Below are 16,207 nucleotides of genomic sequence, written 5' to 3'. Positions count from 1 at the left end.
GATCAGTCCTCAACGCAGTTTCAACGTAGCCAGGCCGATCAGCACGAGAATCACCGTGATGATCCAGAAGCGCACGATCACGCGCGGCTCCGGCCAGCCTTTGAGTTCGAAGTGGTGGTGGATCGGCGCCATGCGGAACACCCGCTTGCCGGTCAACTTGAAGGAGGCGACCTGGATCACCACCGACAGGGTTTCCATGACGAACACGCCACCCATGATGAACAGCACGATCTCCTGGCGGACGATCACGGCGATGGTGCCCAGCGCGGCGCCCAGCGCCAGCGCGCCGACGTCACCCATGAAGACCTGGGCCGGATAGGTGTTGAACCAGAGGAAGCCCAACCCAGCGCCGACGATGGCGCCGCAGAAGATGATCAGTTCGCCCGCACCCGGCACGCTCGGGATGAACAGGTATTCGGCGAATTTGATGTTGCCCGACAGGTAGCAGAAGATCCCCAGCGCGCCGCCGACCATCACGGTGGGCATGATCGCCAGGCCGTCGAGGCCATCGGTCAGGTTCACCGCGTTGCTGGAGCCGACGATCACGAAGTAGGTCAGCACCACGAAGAAGATGCCCAGCGGGATCTCGACGTTTTTCAGCATCGGCACGATCAGGGTGGTCTCGACCGGCGTCTCGGCAGTCATATAGAGGAAGATCGCCGCGCCCAGGCCGAATACCGACTGCCAGAAATACTTCCAGCGGCTCGGCAGGCCGCGGGAGTTCTTCTCGATCACCTTGCGGTAGTCATCCACCCAGCCGATGGCGCCGAACAGCAGGGTCACAGCCAGCACGACCCAGACGTAACGGTTCGACCAGTCGGACCACAGCAGCGTGCTGATGGCGATGGCGGTGAGGATCAGCGCGCCACCCATGGTCGGCGTGCCTTTCTTGGACAGGTGCGATTGCGGGCCGTCGTTGCGCACGGACTGGCCGATCTGGCGGATCTGCAGGGTGCGGATCATCCACGGGCCCAGCCAGAGCGACAGGGCGAGTGCGGTCAGCACGCTGAGGATGCCGCGCAGGGTCAGGTACTGGAAGACGCCGAAGCCCTTGTAGAACTGTTGCAGGTACTCGGCGAGCAGCAGCAGCATTTAGTGAATCTCCTCGGAGGAACCACACAGCGCCGCGACGACCTTGTCCATCGCCGCGCTGCGGGAACCCTTGATCAGAATGGTGGTGGTCGATGCTTCGTCGGCCAGGGCGCTGATCAGGCTGGCCTGATCGGCGAAGTGCCGGCCCGCGGAACCGAACGCCTGCACGGCGTGGCTCATCAACGGTCCGACGGCATAGAGCGAGGTGACTTTGCCAATGGCGTAGGTTCCCACTTCGCGGTGGGAAGATTCCGCCCAGGCACCCAGCTCGCCCATGTCCCCGAGGACCAGGACGGTCCGGCCGGAAAAGCCGGCGAGTATATCAATCGCCGCGCAGATTGAAGCCGGGTTGGCGTTGTAGCTGTCGTCGATCACACGCATGCCATTCGTCGCCAGCTGGGCTACGGCGCGACCCTTGACCGGCTGCAGGTTCTGCAGGCCGGAAACGATCCCGACCAGCGGCACGCCAAGGGCATGAGCGGCAGCGGCAGCGGCCAGCGCATTCGTGACGTTGTGCTCACCCAGCAGATTCAGCTGGACGGCAGCCTCGCCGGCCGGGCCCTGCAGGGTGAAACCCGGGCAACCACGAGCATCACGCTTCACATCGCTGGCGCGGAATTCGGCGCGCGCATCGTGCAGGCCGAAACTGGAGATACGGCGACCGGCAGCGCGGGCCTGCCAGGTATCAAAGGCCTTGTCGTCGCGATTGAGGATGGCCACGCCGTCGGCAGCCAGCCCCTCGAGAATCTCGCCCTTGGCCAGGACGATCTTGTCCTGGCCACCGAACTCACCCACGTGGGCGGTGCCGGCGTTGGTGATGATGGCGACCTGCGGGCGGGTCAACGCAACGGTGTAGGCGATCTCGCCGACACGGTTGGCGCCCAATTCGATGACTGCGCTCTTGTGCTCAGGCGCCAGCTGCAACAGGGTCAACGGTGCGCCGAGGTCGTTGTTCAGGTTACCGCGGGTCGCCAGGACCTCGCCCTGGGTCCGCAGGATGCTGGCAAGCATCTCCTTCACGGTGGTCTTGCCGCTGGAGCCCGTCACAGCCGCGACGCGACCGGTAAAGGCAGCACGGTTCAGCGCGCCAAGCTGGCCCAGCGCGATACGGGTATCTGCCACGATCAGTTGCGGCAGCGGCGCACCGGCGACTTCGCGCTCGACCAGGGCAGCAACCGCGCCCTTGGCGGCGACGTCAGCCAGGTAGTCGTGGCCGTCGAAACGCGGACCGGTCAGGGCAATGAACAGCTGGCCGGGCACGATGGCGCGGCTGTCGGTGCTCACGGCGTCGAAGCTGGTGTCGGCGCCGACCACGCGGCCTTGCAGCGCACCAGCGACCTCGTTGAGCGAAAGGGGTTTAAGCACGCTTCACCTCCCAGGCAGCCAGCGCCTTGGCGGCTTGTTCCAGATCGGAGAACGGGTGGCGAACACCGTCGATCTCCTGGTAATCCTCATGCCCCTTGCCGGCCAGCAGCACGACGTCATCGACGCCCGCAGCGGCGATCAGGCGAGCGATGGCTTCGCCGCGGCCGGGCACGAACTCGACCGCTTCGGGCTTGGCGAAACCGGCACGGATGTCGGCGATGATCGCCTCGCTCTTCTCGGTGCGCGGGTTGTCATCGGTAACCAGCACGCGGTCGGCATGCTGTTCGGCGATCTGCGCCATGATCGGGCGCTTGCCGCTGTCACGGTCGCCGCCGCAGCCGAACAGGCAAAGCAGCTGGCCATGTACGTGCGGACGCAGGGCCAGCAGGACTTTCTCCAGCGCGTCCGGGGTGTGGGCGTAGTCCACGACCACCAGCGGCTTTTCACCGCCGCCCAGGCGCTGCATGCGACCGATCGGACCTTCCAGCTGCGGCAGCACCTTGAGCACGTCGCCCAGCGGGTAGTCCAGGCCCAGCAGCGCGCCGACCACGGCCAGCAGGTTGCTCAGGTTGAACTTGCCCAGCAGCGAGCTGCGCAGGAGGCCTTCGCCCTGCGGGGTGACGATCTGCGCTTGCACGCCGGCATCGCTGAAGGTGGCTTCGCGGCAATAGATGTAGGCCGACGGGTCGCTCAGGCTGTAACCCATCAGGCGGGATTCGTGGGACTCGGCAGCCAGCTGGCGGCCGAAGTCGTCGTCCAGATTGATCACCCGGCAACGCAGGCCTTGCCAGGCGAACAGCTTGGCCTTGGCGGCGCCGTAGGCTTCCATCGAACCGTGGTAGTCCAGATGGTCGCGGGACAGGTTGGTGAACACCGCCACATCGAAGCCCAGCGCCGCAACGCGGCCCTGTTCCAGGCCGTGGGAGGACACTTCCATGGCAACGGCCTTGGCGCCAGCCTGTTTCAGGCGTGCCAGGGTCGCCTGCACGGCAAGCGGGTCAGGCGTGGTGTGGCGACCGCTTTCCAGCGCGCCATAGAAACCGGTGCCGAGGGTGCCGACGATGCCGCAGCGTTCGCCGAGCAGGTCCAGCGCCTGGGCCACCAGTTGGCTGACGCTGGTCTTGCCGTTGGTGCCGGTCACGCCGACCAGTTCGACGCCACGACTGGGTTCGCCGTAGAAGCGCCCGGCGATAACGGACAGCTGCTTGGCGAGGCCCTTGATGGCAATCATCGGCACATCGCTGGGTGGCAGGTCTACAGCACCCTCTGCTTCATAGGCAACAGCGGCCGCACCCTGGGTGAGCGCGGCGGCAATGTGCCCGCGGCCATCCTGACGGCCACCCGGCACAGCCAGGAACAGGTCGCCCGGCTTGACGGTGCGGCTGTCCAGGGTCAGCTCACGGATCAGTTCGCCACTTTCGGCTTGCGGCAGCAGTTGATTCAGGCTCATCGGCATCAGCCACGCCCTCCTTTGGCAGCGGGCGCAGCATCAGCTTGTTGCTGCGGGGTCGCCGGCAGGTTATCCGGCGGCACGTTCATCAGGCGCAGCGTGCCGGACATCACCTTGCTGAACACCGGCGCGGAAACCAGGCCACCGAAGTAGCCGGCCTTGCTGGGTTCATCGATGACCACCACGGCGACGTAGCGCGGGTTATTCATTGGCGCGAAGCCGGCGAACAGGGAGCGATAGGAATTCTCGGCGTAGCCCTTGGCGCCGGTCGCGGTCTTGCGCGCGGTACCGGACTTGCCGGCCACGTGGTAACCCGGCACCTGGGCGCGGTACACGCCGTTCGGCGCTTCGATCACTTGTTGCAGCATGCCCTGCATGGTCTTGGCGACCGGCTCGGGGATGACCTGGGTGGCTTCAGCCGGACGATCGGCACGGACCATGGTCAGCGGAACGCTGCGGCCATTGTTGGCCAGCGCCGCATAGGCATGGGCGAGCTGGATGGCGGTGACGGACAGGCCGTAGCCGTAGGACAGGGTCGCAGTTTCTGCCTTGCGCCATTCCCGGTAGTTCGGCAGGTTGCCGACACGCTCGCCGGGGAAGCCCAGGCCGGTGTCCTGGCCGAGACCGACCTTCTGCATCAGGCTGTAGATGGCCTCACCACCGATATCGAAGGCCACCTTGCTCATCCCTACGTTACTGGAGCGGATCAGGATGCCGGTCAGGTCCAGCACCGGCCCCTCGGTACGGGACACGTCACGAATGGTGTAGCGGCCGATCTGCAGCGTGCCGGGGTAGACCTCGACCTTGTCGGTGGGTTTCCAGCGGCCGGTTTCCAGCGCCGCACTCATGGAGAACGGTTTCATGGTCGAACCCGGCTCGAACACGTCGATCATGGCGCGGTTGCGCATCATCGCCGGCTGCAGGTTGCGACGGTTGTTCGGGTTGTAGGTCGGCTGGTTGGCCATGGCCAGCACTTCGCCAGACTTCACGTCGAGAATCACCAGGCTGCCGGCCTTGGCGCCGTTCTCCACCAGCGCATTGCGCAGCTCGCGGTTGGCGAGGTACTGCAGGCGCAGGTCGATGGACAGGGCCAGGGTCTTGCCGGCCTTGGCGTTGCGGGTGACCTGTACGTCGCGAATCAGATGGCCACGACGGTCCTTGAGCACCTGGCGCTTGCCCGGCACGCCGGCCAGCCAGCTGTCGAAGGCCAGTTCCACACCTTCACGGCCGCGGTCGTCGACGTCGGTGAAGCCCACCACCTGCGCGGCGACTTCGCCGGACGGGTAGAAGCGGCGGAATTCCTCAACCGAATAGACGCCGGGGATGCGATGGGTCTTCACCTGGGCCATCACGGCCTCGCCCTGCTCCGGGGTCAGGCCACGGACCAGATAGATGAACTCCTTGTCGGCGTTCGCGTCCAGGCGCTCGGACAGCGCCGCCTTGGGCTGACCAAGGGCGTCAGCGAGGAAGCCCCACTTTTCACGCTCGAGCACCAGCTCCTTGGGGTTGGCCCAGAGCGTGGCAACCGGGGTACTCACGGCCAGCGGTTCGCCATTGCGGTCGGTAATCAGGCCACGGTGCGCGGGAATGGTGATGTGCCGCACGCTGCGCGCATCACCCTGGCCCTTGAGGAAATCATGGTCGATGACGTGCAGGTCGACGATCCGCCAGGCGATCGCCGCCACCATCGCCAGCAGCAGGGCGATGACGACGCGGAAGCGCCAGGGATAGCGAGCGCCGGCCAGGTCTCTCATGGTGCCACCATGATGATTTCGGTCGGATCAGGCACACGCATCTTCAACTGGTCGGTTGCCAGGCCTTCGATGCGGCTGTGGGCCGTCCAGGTGCTCTGCTCGAGAATCAGGCGGCCGTACTCGGCCTGCGCCTTGTCGCGAATGTTGAGCTCGGTGTACAGCGAGTTGAGCAGCTGGCGGTTCCAGTACGCGCTATAGGAAACGGAGATGGCCGACAGCAGCACGCCGATGAACAGCAGCAACATGAAGAAGCTGCCGGTCGGCAGGCGCTTGGAGAAGAGCCGGCTCATCTGAGCTTCTCCGCGATGCGCATGACCGCGCTGCGCGAGCGCGGGTTGGCCTTGAGTTCGGCCTCAGAGGCGTAGACCGGCTTGCCGATGAGTTTCAGGCGCGGGTCAAAGGGCTTGACCTGGATCGGCAGATTGCGCGGCAGGTTGTCCGCCTCGCCCTTCACCTGCTTGCGCATGAACTGTTTGACGATGCGGTCTTCCAGCGAATGGAAGCTGATCACCACCAGGCGACCGCCCACGACCAGGCCTTCCAGCGCAGCCTCGAGGCCACGCTCCAGATCGCCCAGCTCGTTGTTGATGAAGATCCGCAGCCCCTGGAAGGCGCGGGTAGCCGGGTTCTTGCCCTTCTCCCAGGCCGGGTTGGCCTCGGTGATCACCGCTGCCAGATCGGCAGTGCGCTCGAACGGCGCTTGCGCACGGCGCTGCACGATCGCGCGAGCCATACGCTTGGCGAAACGCTCTTCGCCGTAATCCTTGAACACGCGGGCGATCTCGTCTTCCGCGGCAGTGGCGATCCACTGCGCGGCGCTGACGCCCTGGTCCGGGTTCATGCGCATGTCCAGCGGGCCGTCGTTGAGGAAGCTGAAGCCCCGCTCGGGGTCATCCAGCTGCGGCGAAGACACGCCAAGGTCCAGCAGAACGCCGTTCACGCTGCCCTGCAGGCCGCGCGCGGAGAACTCTTCCGCCATCTCGGCGAAGGACCTTTGCACAATGACGAAGCGGCCGTCTTCGGCCGCCAGTGTTTTTCCCGTCGCAATCGCCTGGGGATCCTTGTCGAACCCGAGCAGTTGACCGCCCGGGCCGAGTCTCCCAAGCAAGGCCCGGCTGTGCCCTCCCCTTCCGAAGGTTCCGTCCACATAGCGGCCGCCCTCCAGGGGGGCCAGCGCTTCGACGGCCTCCTCGAGCAGAACGGTGATGTGTTGGAAGGTACTGGTCACAGGCAGGCTCACAGAATAAGGTCGCGCAATTCATCCGGCAGACCGCCGGGCTCTTTGATGGCTGCGAGATCGGCCTCGGCAACCGCATTCCATTTGTCTTCGTCCCACAACTGGAACTTGTTCAGCTGGCCGACCAGCATCGCTTTCTTGTCCAGGCCGGCGTACTCGCGCAGGCGCGGCGGAATGAGAAAGCGCCCGGCGCCATCCAGCTCCAGGTCAACGGCATTGCCAATCAGCAAACGCTGCAGGCGCCGCGTTTCTTCACGCAGCGAGGGCAGTTCGCGCAGCTTGGCTTCGATGAGTTCCCATTCAGGGAGGGGATAGACAGTGAGGCAGGTGTCGACGGCATCGATGGTGACGATGAGCTGGCCATTGCAACGCGAAACGAGCTCGTCACGATACCGACTCGGCATCGCGAGGCGCCCTTTGGCGTCGAGACTGATGGCGTTAGCTCCGCGAAACACGTCAGCGCTTCCCCTGTGGTTGGCTATCCATGCCTGTTGATCCCACTTTTACCCACTTCGTACCACTTCCGCACACTATAGAAATCCGCGCTCCCCACCGTCAAGGCGAGCCAGAGGGGAAAAATCCTTACAGGACTGAGATTTAGCGTGCTTTTGCAAGGCTCGGGGAGGGAATTTGACACGCCAGAAAAGAGAAAAGCCCAGTGTTTTCAAAACACTGGGCTTTCATACTTAAAGTGATTTCTTAAGTTTGTAACTTCTTCCGGTCAGCGACAAATGGTCATGTGGGAAGAAGTGGAGGAAAAGTGGTGAGAGTCGATCTGTAAGCCGGGTTCTGTCGAGGACAGCCATTCCTCTGGGACATACATCACTGCATGCCTCAAGCGATCTACCCGAACCCAACGCGGGCCGCGCCAATGGGTTCCTATTTGATCTTGCTCCGAGTGGGGTTTACCTAGCCACGAACTGTTGCCAGCCGTGCGGTGCGCTCTTACCGCACCTTTTCACCCTTACCGGCGCTTGCGCGCTTAGGCGGTTATTTTCTGTGGCACTTTCCGTAGGCTCGCGCCTCCCAGGCGTTACCTGGCACTCTGCCCTGTGGAGCCCGGACTTTCCTCCACCCCGTGGTGGAACACCACGAAACAGCGACTGTCCAATCGACTCTCAGTCCGCAAGATTAGCGGCTGACGACGTTCAGGACAAGCTCAAGCCTTGCCCTGCCGCTCCAGTGCGAGCTGGTAAAGCTGGTTCTTGCGTGCCCCGGTGATCTCCGCGGCAAGCGCTGCAGCGCGCTTGACCGGCAACTCCGCCAGCAACAGATCGAGTACCCGCAAAGTCTGCGCGTCCACCGCCTCATCGCCTTCCGGCGCGGGTTTTCCAGCCACCAGCAGCACGCATTCGCCCCGCTGCTGGTTACTGTCGGACGCCACGAACTCGCGCAACTCGCCCAGCGGCAGCCCCTTCAGGGTCTCGAAAGTCTTGGTCAGCTCGCGCGCCAGCAGTGCAGGCCGTTCGTCGCCAAAGATCGCCGCCATATCCTCGATGCACTCCAGCACCCGGTGCGGCGCCTCGTAGAAAATCAGGGTGCGCGGCTCATCCACCAGCGCCTCCAAACGCCCGCGGCGACCGGCGACCTTGGCGGGCAGGAAGCCTTCGAAGACGAAACGATCCGATGGCAGGCCAGCAGCGGAAAGCGCGGCAATCAGCGCGCAGGCCCCCGGCACCGGCACCACGGCGATGCCGGCTGCGCGCGCCTGGCGCACCAGGTGGTAGCCCGGATCGGAAATCAGCGGCGTGCCTGCATCGGAGATCAGCGCAACGTCCTCGCCAGCCTGCAGCTTGGTGAGGAAGCGCCCACCCTGCTCCCGCTCGTTGTGCTCGTGGCAGGCCGCCAGTGGCGTCTGGATGCCGAAGTGCTGCAGCAGGCGCACGGAATGACGGGTGTCTTCGGCCGCGATCAGGGCCACGTCGGCCAGCACCTTCAGCGCCCGGGCGCTGATGTCGTCCAGGTTGCCAATGGGAGTGGCCACCACATAGAGAGTGCCAAGGGTCACGCGCTAACCTCGCCGGAAGTATCTGAAAAAGCCGCATTGTATCCCGATTCCGGCAGCCGCCATCGCGTCACCCTCGCCGCTTGGGTACAATCGGCAGCTCTTTGAATGCGTCACGAGAAGCCCGATATGATCGCTCGCCTGCGTCCGCTATCCGCTCTGTTCCTGGCCGGCATGCTCGCCGCCTGTGCGTCCTCCCCGTCGTCCAATCTCGGCGAACTGCCGCGCACCCCGGACGCCAGCATCGAACAGCTGCTGCAGCAGGCCTCCACCGCCAAACCGGACGAAGCCGCCGTCCTGCGCCTGTCCGCTGCCGACCTGGCCTACAAGCAGAAGGACCTCGGCCGCTCCACGCAGATCCTCGACCAGATTCCGATGGACAGCCTGAAGCCTGCCCAGCAGGTCTTCGCCAGCACCCTGCGCGCCCAGCTCGAACTGGCCCGCAACAAGACCAAGGCTGCCCTGAAGGCCTTCGACAACCCCAGCTTCCAGCGCCTGGGCGAAATGCCCGTGGACCTGCAGGCCCGCGCCGGCATGGTCAAATCCCTGGCCCTGGCCGCCGACGGCCAGACCCTGAGCGCCGCCCGCGAGCGCGTGTTCATCGACCCGCTGCTCAACGCCGAAGCCAGCAAGGCCAACCATGAGGAAATCTGGAAACTGGTGTCCAGCCTGCCCCTGGAGCAGATGCAGGCCAGCAGCAACGAAGGTGACCTGAATGGCTGGCTGGAGCTGGCACGCATCACCAAGTCTTCCTCGACTCTGAAGGAACAACAGTCGAACATCGACAACTGGGTCGCGCAGAACCCGGATCATCCGGCCGCCAAGCAACTGCCTGACGCCCTGACCAAGCTGAAGTCCCTGGCCGCCCAGCCGCTGAACAAGATCGGCCTGCTGCTGCCGCAACAGGGCCAGCTCGCCTCCGTCGCCCGCGCCCTGCAGGACGGCTTCCTCGCCGCCCATTACCAGGCCCAGCAGAGCGGCCAGGCGCAGCCGGCGATCAAGCTCTACGACAGCACCCAGGTGCGCTCGCTGGACGAGTTCTACCGTCAGGCCCAGGCCGATGGCGTACAACTGGTCGTCGGCCCGCTGGAGAAGAACCTGGTCAAGCAGATGAGCAGCCAGCCGCAACTGCCGATCACCACCCTGGCGCTGAACTATGCCGACGGCAACCAGGAAGGTCCGGCCCAGCTCTTCCAGTTCGGCCTGTCCGCCGAGGACGAAGCCCGCGAAGTCGCCAACCGCGCCTGGAACGACGGCATGCGCCGCGCCGTGGCCCTGGTACCGCGCGGCGAGTGGGGCGACCGTGTGCTCGCCTCCTTCAGCCGCAACTGGCAAGCCGCCGGCGGCACCCTGATCGCCGCCGAGCACGTCGACCAGCCGGTTGAGCTGGCCCGCCAGATCGCCGACCTGCTGCAACTGCGCCAGAGCGAAGGCCGCGCCAAGCGCCTGCAGGGCGTGCTCGACAGCAGCGTCGACACCCAGCCGTCGCGCCGTCAGGACATCGACTTCATCTTCCTCGCCGCCACCCCGCAGCAGGCCCGCCAGATCAAGCCGACCCTGGCATTCCAGTACGCCGGTGACCTGCCCGTCTACGCCACCTCCAACCTGTACACCGGCGTAAACAACCCGGCGCAGGACCAGGATCTGAACGGCATCCGCTTCTGCGAGACCCCGTGGCTGCTGAACCCGAACAACGCCCTGCGCCAACAGGTCGCCGCGCAGTGGCCGGCCGCCAACGGCAGTCTCGGCCGCCTTTACGCCATGGGTGCCGACGCCTACCAACTGGCCCCACGCCTGCCGGAGCTCAAGGCAGTGCCGAGCATGCAGGTGGACGGCCTGACCGGCACCCTGAGCGTCAGCGCCGGGCAGCGCGTCGAACGCCGTCTGCCCTGGGCCGAGTTCAAGAATGGCCAGGTCCAGCCGCTGGAGAACAGCGGTATTTGATCGGCAACAGCCCTACCCAGAAGGCCGGGCGGCTGGCCGAAGCCGCCGCCCTGGCCCACCTGGAACAGCATGGATTGCGCCTCCTGGCGCAGAACTGGACATGCCGCCGAGGCGAGCTTGATCTGGTCATGCTGGACGGCGATACAGTAGTATTCGTCGAAGTTCGCTCCCGCCGGCATTCGGCCTGGGGAGGAGCGCTGGAAAGCGTGGACTGGCGCAAGCAACAGCGCCTGGCCATCTCCGCTGAACTCTTCCTGCAACAGAACGCCCGCTGGAGCAGTCACCCCTGCCGGTTCGACATCGTCACCATCGACGCGCGCGGCCCAGGCTCCGCAGGGCACTTGAACTGGATTCCCAACGCTTTTGACACCTGATCAGACGCCCGACGAAAGGTCACACCTGATGGACATGCAATCCCGTATCCGCCAGCTCTTCCATGCCAGCATCGAGACCAAGCAACAGGCCACCGAGGTGCTCATCCCGCATATCGAGCAGGCCAGCATGGTCATGGTCAATGCCCTGCTGAACGAGGGCAAGATTCTCTCCTGCGGCAATGGCGGCTCCGCCGGCGACGCTCAGCACTTCTCCTCCGAACTGCTGAACCGCTTCGAGCGCGAGCGCCCGAGCCTGCCTGCGGTCGCCCTGACCACCGACAGCTCCACCATCACCTCGATCGCCAACGATTACAGCTACAACGAAGTCTTCTCCAAGCAGATCCGCGCCCTCGGCCAACCGGGCGACGTGCTGCTGGCGATTTCCACCAGCGGCAACTCGGCGAACGTCATTCAGGCGATCCAGGCCGCACATGATCGCGAAATGGTTGTCGTAGCTCTGACCGGCCGCGACGGCGGCAACATGGCATCGTTGCTGCTGCCCGAAGACGTGGAGATCCGCGTTCCGGCCAAGGTCACCGCGCGCATCCAGGAAGTCCACCTGTTGGTCATCCACTGCCTGTGCGACCTAATCGACCGTCAACTGTTCGGGAGTGAAGAATGACCCGCACCCCTCTGATCGCAGCCGCACTGGCCGTGACCATGGCACTGGGTGGCTGCACAAGCTTCGTGAGTGCCACCCGCGACAAGCCGATCGACGATGACAAGGGTACCCGTACCCTTGGCAGCAAGATCGACGACTCGCTGATCGAAACCAAGGTGGCAGTGAACGTCGCCAAGGCCGACGCGGACCTCGACCGCAATTCCCACGTCGTGGTGATCAGCTACAACGGCGTGGTACTGCTGGCCGGCCAGACCCCACGCGCCGACCTGAAGAACAAGGCCGAACAGGCCGCCAAGGAAGTGCAGAAGGTCAAGACCGTGCACAACGAGCTGCAGATCCTGCAGCCCTCCTCCCTGGCCGCCCGCAGCAACGACACCTGGCTGACCACCAAGATCAAGAGCCAGATGCTCGCTGACGCGAACGTGCCCTCCACCCGTATCAAGGTCCTGACCGAGAACGGCATCGTCTACATGCTGGGCCTGGTGACCCGCAAGGAAGGCGACCTGGCCACCCAGGTGGTGCAGGGCGTGGACGGCGTACAGAAGATCGTCCGCCTGTTCGAGTACATCGACTGATCACTCGATCGCAGGCATGAAAAAGGCGACCCTCGGGCCGCCTTTTTTATTACTTCACCACCTTGAGGCTCGGCCGGCCACTGGGGCGCGGCGGCTCGTCGGAGGGGCCGTCATCGGGCAGATCCTCGTCATCGGTGGGCACCGGCGGCTCCAGGTCGAAGACCATGCCCTGGCCGTTCTCCCGCGCGTAGATGGCCATCACGGCCTGGGACGGGACATAGAGGCTCTGGGCGACGCCACCGAAGCGACCTTCGAAGCTGACCGCCTCGTTGTCCATCTGCAGGTGGCGCACCGCGGTCGGAGAGACGTTGAGCACGATCTGGCCGTCGCTGGCATAACCCGGCGGAACCCGCACGCCCGGGTACTCGGAATTAACCAGGATATGCGGCGTGCAGCCGTTGTCGACGATCCACTCATAGAGGGCTCGCACGAGGTAGGGACGACTGGAGTTCATCATCAGGCTCCTTAGCGCATATCACGTTCGATAGAGGACAGGCTCGCACGGAAAGTTTCCCGCGCAAACTGCCGCTCCATGTAATCCAGCAGAGGCTTCGCCGGCCGCGGAAGCTCAATGCCCAGGATCGGCAGGCGCCAGAGGATCGGCAGCAGGCAGCAATCCACCAGGCTCAGCTCGTCACTGAGGAAGAACGCCTTGTCGGCGAACAGCGGCGACACTCCGGTCAGGCTCTCACGCAACTCCTTGCGCGCCAAGGCTCGTTCGGCGTCCTTGCGGCGGGTATCGAGGATACGATCCACCAGGCTGCACCAGTCGCGCTGGATGCGGTGCATCAGCAGGCGGCTGTTGGCGCGGGCTACCGGATAGACCGGAAGCAGCGGCGGGTGTGGATAACGTTCATCGAGGTACTCCATGACCACCGTCGACTCGTAGAGCGCAAGATCACGATCCACCAGGGTCGGCAGGCTGCCATAGGGATTCACTTCGGCGAGTTTGGCCGGGATGTTGCCGACAGGCACGTCAATGATGTCGGCGACGACGCTCTTCTCGGCCAGCACCAGGCGCACGCGATGGCTGTAGTGGCAGGAAGGGTCGGAGAAACAGGTGAGCTTGTTGATTGCGGCCATGCCGCGCGCCTCCTCGCAGGATCTTCTTGTGGGAGGTAGAAAAACGCACGCGCGCCCCGTAGGGCGCGCGCTTGTTACTACGACGGGTGGTGCTTAGTGCACGTCCTTCCAGTATTCACGCTTGAGCAGGTAGGCGAATACGAAGAAGAAGGCCAGGAACAGCAGAACGTAGGTGCCGATGCGGTGAGAATCCAGCTTGTTCGGGTCAGCCGAATAAGCCAGGAAGGTCACCAGGTTCTTCACCTTCTCGTCGAACTGAGCTTCGGTCAGCTGGCCGGATTTCGGCACGATGGTCAGCTGGTCGCAGGCTTCGTGGGTCAGCGGGGTACCGGTCAGAGGATCGTACTGCTTCTTGCCATCCTCGACGACCTGAACCTGCTTGCAACCGACGACCTGGCGACCCTGCAGGCTCACCAGCACGTTCGGCATGCCGACGTTCGGGAAGATCTTGTTGTTCACGCCCCACGGACGCTTGGGATCTTCGTAGAACGAACGCAGGTAGGTGTACAGCCAGTCAGCACCACGAACGCGGGCCACCAGAGTCAGGTCCGGCGGCGCAGCACCGAACCATGCCTTGGCGTCGGCCGGCTTCATGCCGATGTCCATGTGGTCGCCGATCTTCGCACCGGTGAACACCAGGTGGCTCATCATCAGCTCTTCCGGGATACCCAGATCACGGCCAACACGCTCATAACGCTGGAACTTGGCGCTGTGGCAGCCCATGCAGTAGTTGGCGAAGGTACGCGCGCCATCCTGCATGGCGGCCTTGTCGGTCAGGTCGATATCGACCTTGTCCAGGGCCGGACCATGGCCTTCGGCGGCGAAGCCGAAGACAGGCAGCAGAGCCAGAACAAATGCAGCGAATTGCTTTTTCATCAGCCAGTCACCCTTTCCGGAACCGGTTTGGTTTTCTCCATCCGGGTGTAGAACGGCATCAGGATGAAGAAGGCGAAATACAGAATGGTGCACAGGCGGGACAGCGTGGTGCCCAGCGGCGACGGCGCTTGCGAGCCGTAGTAGCCGAGGATCACGAAGGAAACCGCGAAGATCACCAGCCAGATCTTGCTCAGCCAGCCCTTGTAGCGGATCGAGCGAACCGGGCTACGGTCGAGCCACGGCAGCACGAACAGCACGGCGATGGCGGCGCCCATGGCGATGACACCCATCAGCTTGTCCGGAACGGCGCGCAGGATGGCGTAGAACGGAGTGAAGTACCACACCGGAGCGATGTGCTCGGGGGTCTTGAACTGGTTCGCCATCTCGAAGTTGGGCCTCTCGAGGAAGAAACCGCCCATTTCCGGGAAGAAGAAGATCACGGTGCAGAAGACGAACAGGAAGACCACGACACCGACGATGTCTTTCACGGTGTAGTACGGGTGGAACGGGATGCCATCCAGCGGGATGCCGTTCTCGTCCTTCTTCTTCTTGATGTCCACGCCGTCGGGGTTGTTCGAGCCGACTTCGTGCAGCGCCAGGATGTGCAGCACGACCAGGCCGAGCAGGACGATCGGCAGCGCGATCACGTGCAGGGCGAAGAAGCGGTTCAGGGTGATACCGGAGATCAGGAAGTCACCACGGATCCACTGGGCCAGGTCTTCGCCGACGACCGGAATGGCGCCGAACAGCGAGATGATCACCTGGGCACCCCAGTAGGACATCTGGCCCCAGGGCAGCAGGTAGCCCATGAAGGCCTCGGCCATCAGGGCGAGGTAGATCAGCATGCCGAAGATCCACACCAGCTCGCGGGGCTTCTGGTACGAACCGTACAGCAGACCACGGAACATGTGCAGGTAGACGACCACGAAGAACGCCGATGCACCGGTGGAGTGCATGTAGCGGATAATCCAGCCGTAATCTACATCTCGCATGATGTACTCGACGGACGCGAAAGCTTCTTCGGCCGACGGGGTGAAGCTCATGGTCAGCCAGATACCGGTGAGGATCTGGTTAACCAGGACGAGCAGCGCGAGGGAGCCGAAGAAGTACCAGAAGTTGAAGTTCTTCGGGGCGTAGTACTTGCTCAGATGGTCTTCCCACATCTTGGTCGCGGGGAAGCGGGCATCGACCCAAGCCATGAACTTGTTCATCAGGCTTTCTCCTGGTCCACACCGATGGTCAGCTCGTCACCATCAAGCGAATAAGGCGGAATCGGCAGGTTCAGGGGCGCGGGCTGTCCCTTGTAAACGCGGCCGGCGAGGTCGTAATGGGAGCCGTGGCACGGGCAGAAGTAGCCACCTTTCCAATCCGGACCGAGGTCTGCGGGAGCGACTTCCGGGCGGAAGGTCGGCGAGCAGCCCAGGTGGGTGCAGATGCCGACGATCACAGCCAGTTCAGGCTTGATCGAGCGCACCTTGGGATCGACGTAGGCCGGCTGGTCCGAAGCCTTCGACTCGGGGTCGGCCAGTTGCCCGTCGAGGGTCGGCAGCGCGTCCAGCATTTCCTTGGTGCGGTGCACCAGGAATACGGGCTTGCCGCGCCACTCAGCGATCACCTGCTGGCCCGGCTCGATCTTCCCTACGTTGACCTTCACCGGCGCGCCAGCGGCCTTCGCCTTGGCACTGGGGAACCATGACCCCACGAACGGGACCGCAGCTCCGACCGCTCCTGCCGCACCAACCACCGAGGTGGCCGCGACAAGGAAGCGACGCCGGCCTGCATTCACGCCGTCATTACTCATTCAGTCGTCTCCCATCAGCTTCAAGCCTG

The 16,207-nt window shown here is 64.1% G+C and carries 17 protein-coding genes and 1 other RNA gene; 4 read left to right on the top strand and 14 right to left on the bottom strand.

From position 1 onward, the window contains the following. Positions 1 to 9: 9 nt before the first annotated feature. The 9 genes from mraY to rsmI form a co-directional block, all read right to left on the bottom strand. Positions 10 to 1,092, bottom strand: a complete 1,083-nt coding sequence (gene mraY / locus IB255_RS06590) for a phospho-N-acetylmuramoyl-pentapeptide-transferase (RefSeq protein ID WP_081517491.1) — start codon at positions 1,090 to 1,092, stop codon at positions 10 to 12. Continuing rightward, complete coding sequence (locus IB255_RS06585; protein WP_151189488.1) at positions 1,093 to 2,457, bottom strand: UDP-N-acetylmuramoyl-tripeptide--D-alanyl-D-alanine ligase; 1,365 nt, start codon at positions 2,455 to 2,457, stop codon at positions 1,093 to 1,095. After that, positions 2,450 to 3,913 (bottom strand): UDP-N-acetylmuramoyl-L-alanyl-D-glutamate--2,6-diaminopimelate ligase, encoded by a 1,464-nt coding sequence (locus IB255_RS06580; RefSeq protein ID WP_192209903.1) that lies wholly within the window; start codon positions 3,911 to 3,913, stop codon positions 2,450 to 2,452. Before IB255_RS06580 ends, IB255_RS06585 begins: the two co-directional genes overlap by 8 nt. Further along, positions 3,913 to 5,661 (bottom strand): peptidoglycan D,D-transpeptidase FtsI family protein, encoded by a 1,749-nt coding sequence (locus IB255_RS06575; RefSeq protein ID WP_081517488.1) that lies wholly within the window; start codon positions 5,659 to 5,661, stop codon positions 3,913 to 3,915. Before IB255_RS06575 ends, IB255_RS06580 begins: the two co-directional genes overlap by 1 nt. Next, on the bottom strand, positions 5,658 to 5,951 hold the full coding sequence (gene ftsL, locus IB255_RS06570) for a cell division protein FtsL (protein WP_045209619.1): 294 nt from the start codon (positions 5,949 to 5,951) through the stop codon (positions 5,658 to 5,660). The genes IB255_RS06575 and ftsL overlap by 4 nt, the downstream gene beginning before the upstream one ends. Next, on the bottom strand, positions 5,948 to 6,889 hold the full coding sequence (gene rsmH / locus IB255_RS06565) for a 16S rRNA (cytosine(1402)-N(4))-methyltransferase RsmH (RefSeq protein WP_192209902.1): 942 nt from the start codon (positions 6,887 to 6,889) through the stop codon (positions 5,948 to 5,950). The genes ftsL and rsmH overlap by 4 nt, the downstream gene beginning before the upstream one ends. 8 nt (positions 6,890 to 6,897) lie before the next feature. Further along, complete coding sequence (gene mraZ, locus IB255_RS06560) at positions 6,898 to 7,353, bottom strand: division/cell wall cluster transcriptional repressor MraZ (protein WP_081517487.1); 456 nt, start codon at positions 7,351 to 7,353, stop codon at positions 6,898 to 6,900. A 307-nt stretch (positions 7,354 to 7,660) separates the two neighbouring features. Then, positions 7,661 to 8,017: RNase P RNA component class A (rnpB, locus tag IB255_RS06555), an RNA gene on the bottom strand. 40 nt (positions 8,018 to 8,057) lie between these two features. Next, the gene (gene rsmI, locus IB255_RS06550; RefSeq protein WP_151189485.1) at positions 8,058 to 8,906 is read right to left on the bottom strand and encodes a 16S rRNA (cytidine(1402)-2'-O)-methyltransferase; all 849 of its coding nucleotides are present in this window, start codon (positions 8,904 to 8,906) and stop codon (positions 8,058 to 8,060) included. Positions 8,907 to 9,032: 126 nt separating this feature from the next. On the opposite strand from rsmI, the gene IB255_RS06545 reads away from it, so the two are divergent. From IB255_RS06545 to IB255_RS06530, 4 genes are read left to right on the top strand one after another with little or no spacing between them, the layout of a single operon-like run. Beyond that, a complete protein-coding gene (locus tag IB255_RS06545) occupies positions 9,033 to 10,847 on the top strand; it encodes a penicillin-binding protein activator (protein ID WP_081517485.1) in 1,815 nt (604 codons plus the stop codon). After that, a complete protein-coding gene (locus IB255_RS06540) occupies positions 10,844 to 11,221 on the top strand; it encodes a YraN family protein (protein ID WP_081517484.1) in 378 nt (125 codons plus the stop codon). Before IB255_RS06545 ends, IB255_RS06540 begins: the two co-directional genes overlap by 4 nt. A 28-nt stretch (positions 11,222 to 11,249) precedes the next feature. Beyond that, positions 11,250 to 11,843, top strand: a complete 594-nt coding sequence (locus tag IB255_RS06535; protein WP_017518113.1) for a phosphoheptose isomerase — start codon at positions 11,250 to 11,252, stop codon at positions 11,841 to 11,843. Beyond that, positions 11,840 to 12,418: a BON domain-containing protein gene (locus IB255_RS06530; RefSeq protein ID WP_045209615.1), complete on the top strand. Its 579-nt coding sequence runs from the start codon at positions 11,840 to 11,842 to the stop codon at positions 12,416 to 12,418. The genes IB255_RS06535 and IB255_RS06530 overlap by 4 nt, the downstream gene beginning before the upstream one ends. 49 nt (positions 12,419 to 12,467) lie before the next feature. Here the strand turns inward: IB255_RS06530 and IB255_RS06525 are convergent, their stop codons facing one another. From IB255_RS06525 to petA, 5 genes are all read right to left on the bottom strand, one after another. Beyond that, the gene (locus tag IB255_RS06525) at positions 12,468 to 12,872 is read right to left on the bottom strand and encodes a ClpXP protease specificity-enhancing factor (protein ID WP_081517483.1); all 405 of its coding nucleotides are present in this window, start codon (positions 12,870 to 12,872) and stop codon (positions 12,468 to 12,470) included. Positions 12,873 to 12,883: 11 nt separating this feature from the next. Continuing rightward, complete coding sequence (locus IB255_RS06520) at positions 12,884 to 13,501, bottom strand: glutathione S-transferase N-terminal domain-containing protein (RefSeq protein WP_081517482.1); 618 nt, start codon at positions 13,499 to 13,501, stop codon at positions 12,884 to 12,886. A 93-nt stretch (positions 13,502 to 13,594) separates the two neighbouring features. Then, positions 13,595 to 14,377: a cytochrome c1 gene (locus IB255_RS06515; RefSeq protein ID WP_081517481.1), complete on the bottom strand. Its 783-nt coding sequence runs from the start codon at positions 14,375 to 14,377 to the stop codon at positions 13,595 to 13,597. After that, on the bottom strand, positions 14,377 to 15,588 hold the full coding sequence (locus IB255_RS06510) for a cytochrome b (protein WP_081517480.1): 1,212 nt from the start codon (positions 15,586 to 15,588) through the stop codon (positions 14,377 to 14,379). Before IB255_RS06510 ends, IB255_RS06515 begins: the two co-directional genes overlap by 1 nt. After that, positions 15,588 to 16,178, bottom strand: a complete 591-nt coding sequence (petA, locus tag IB255_RS06505) for a ubiquinol-cytochrome c reductase iron-sulfur subunit (RefSeq protein ID WP_081517479.1) — start codon at positions 16,176 to 16,178, stop codon at positions 15,588 to 15,590. Before petA ends, IB255_RS06510 begins: the two co-directional genes overlap by 1 nt. Between the last annotated feature and the right edge of the window lie 29 nt (positions 16,179 to 16,207).

It is taken from the genome of Pseudomonas sp. PDM22, assembly GCF_014851965.1.
Taxonomy (GTDB): Bacteria; Pseudomonadota; Gammaproteobacteria; order Pseudomonadales; family Pseudomonadaceae; genus Pseudomonas.
Note: the sequence above shows the minus strand (reverse complement) of the source record. Positions and strands in the feature narration are given on the sequence as shown.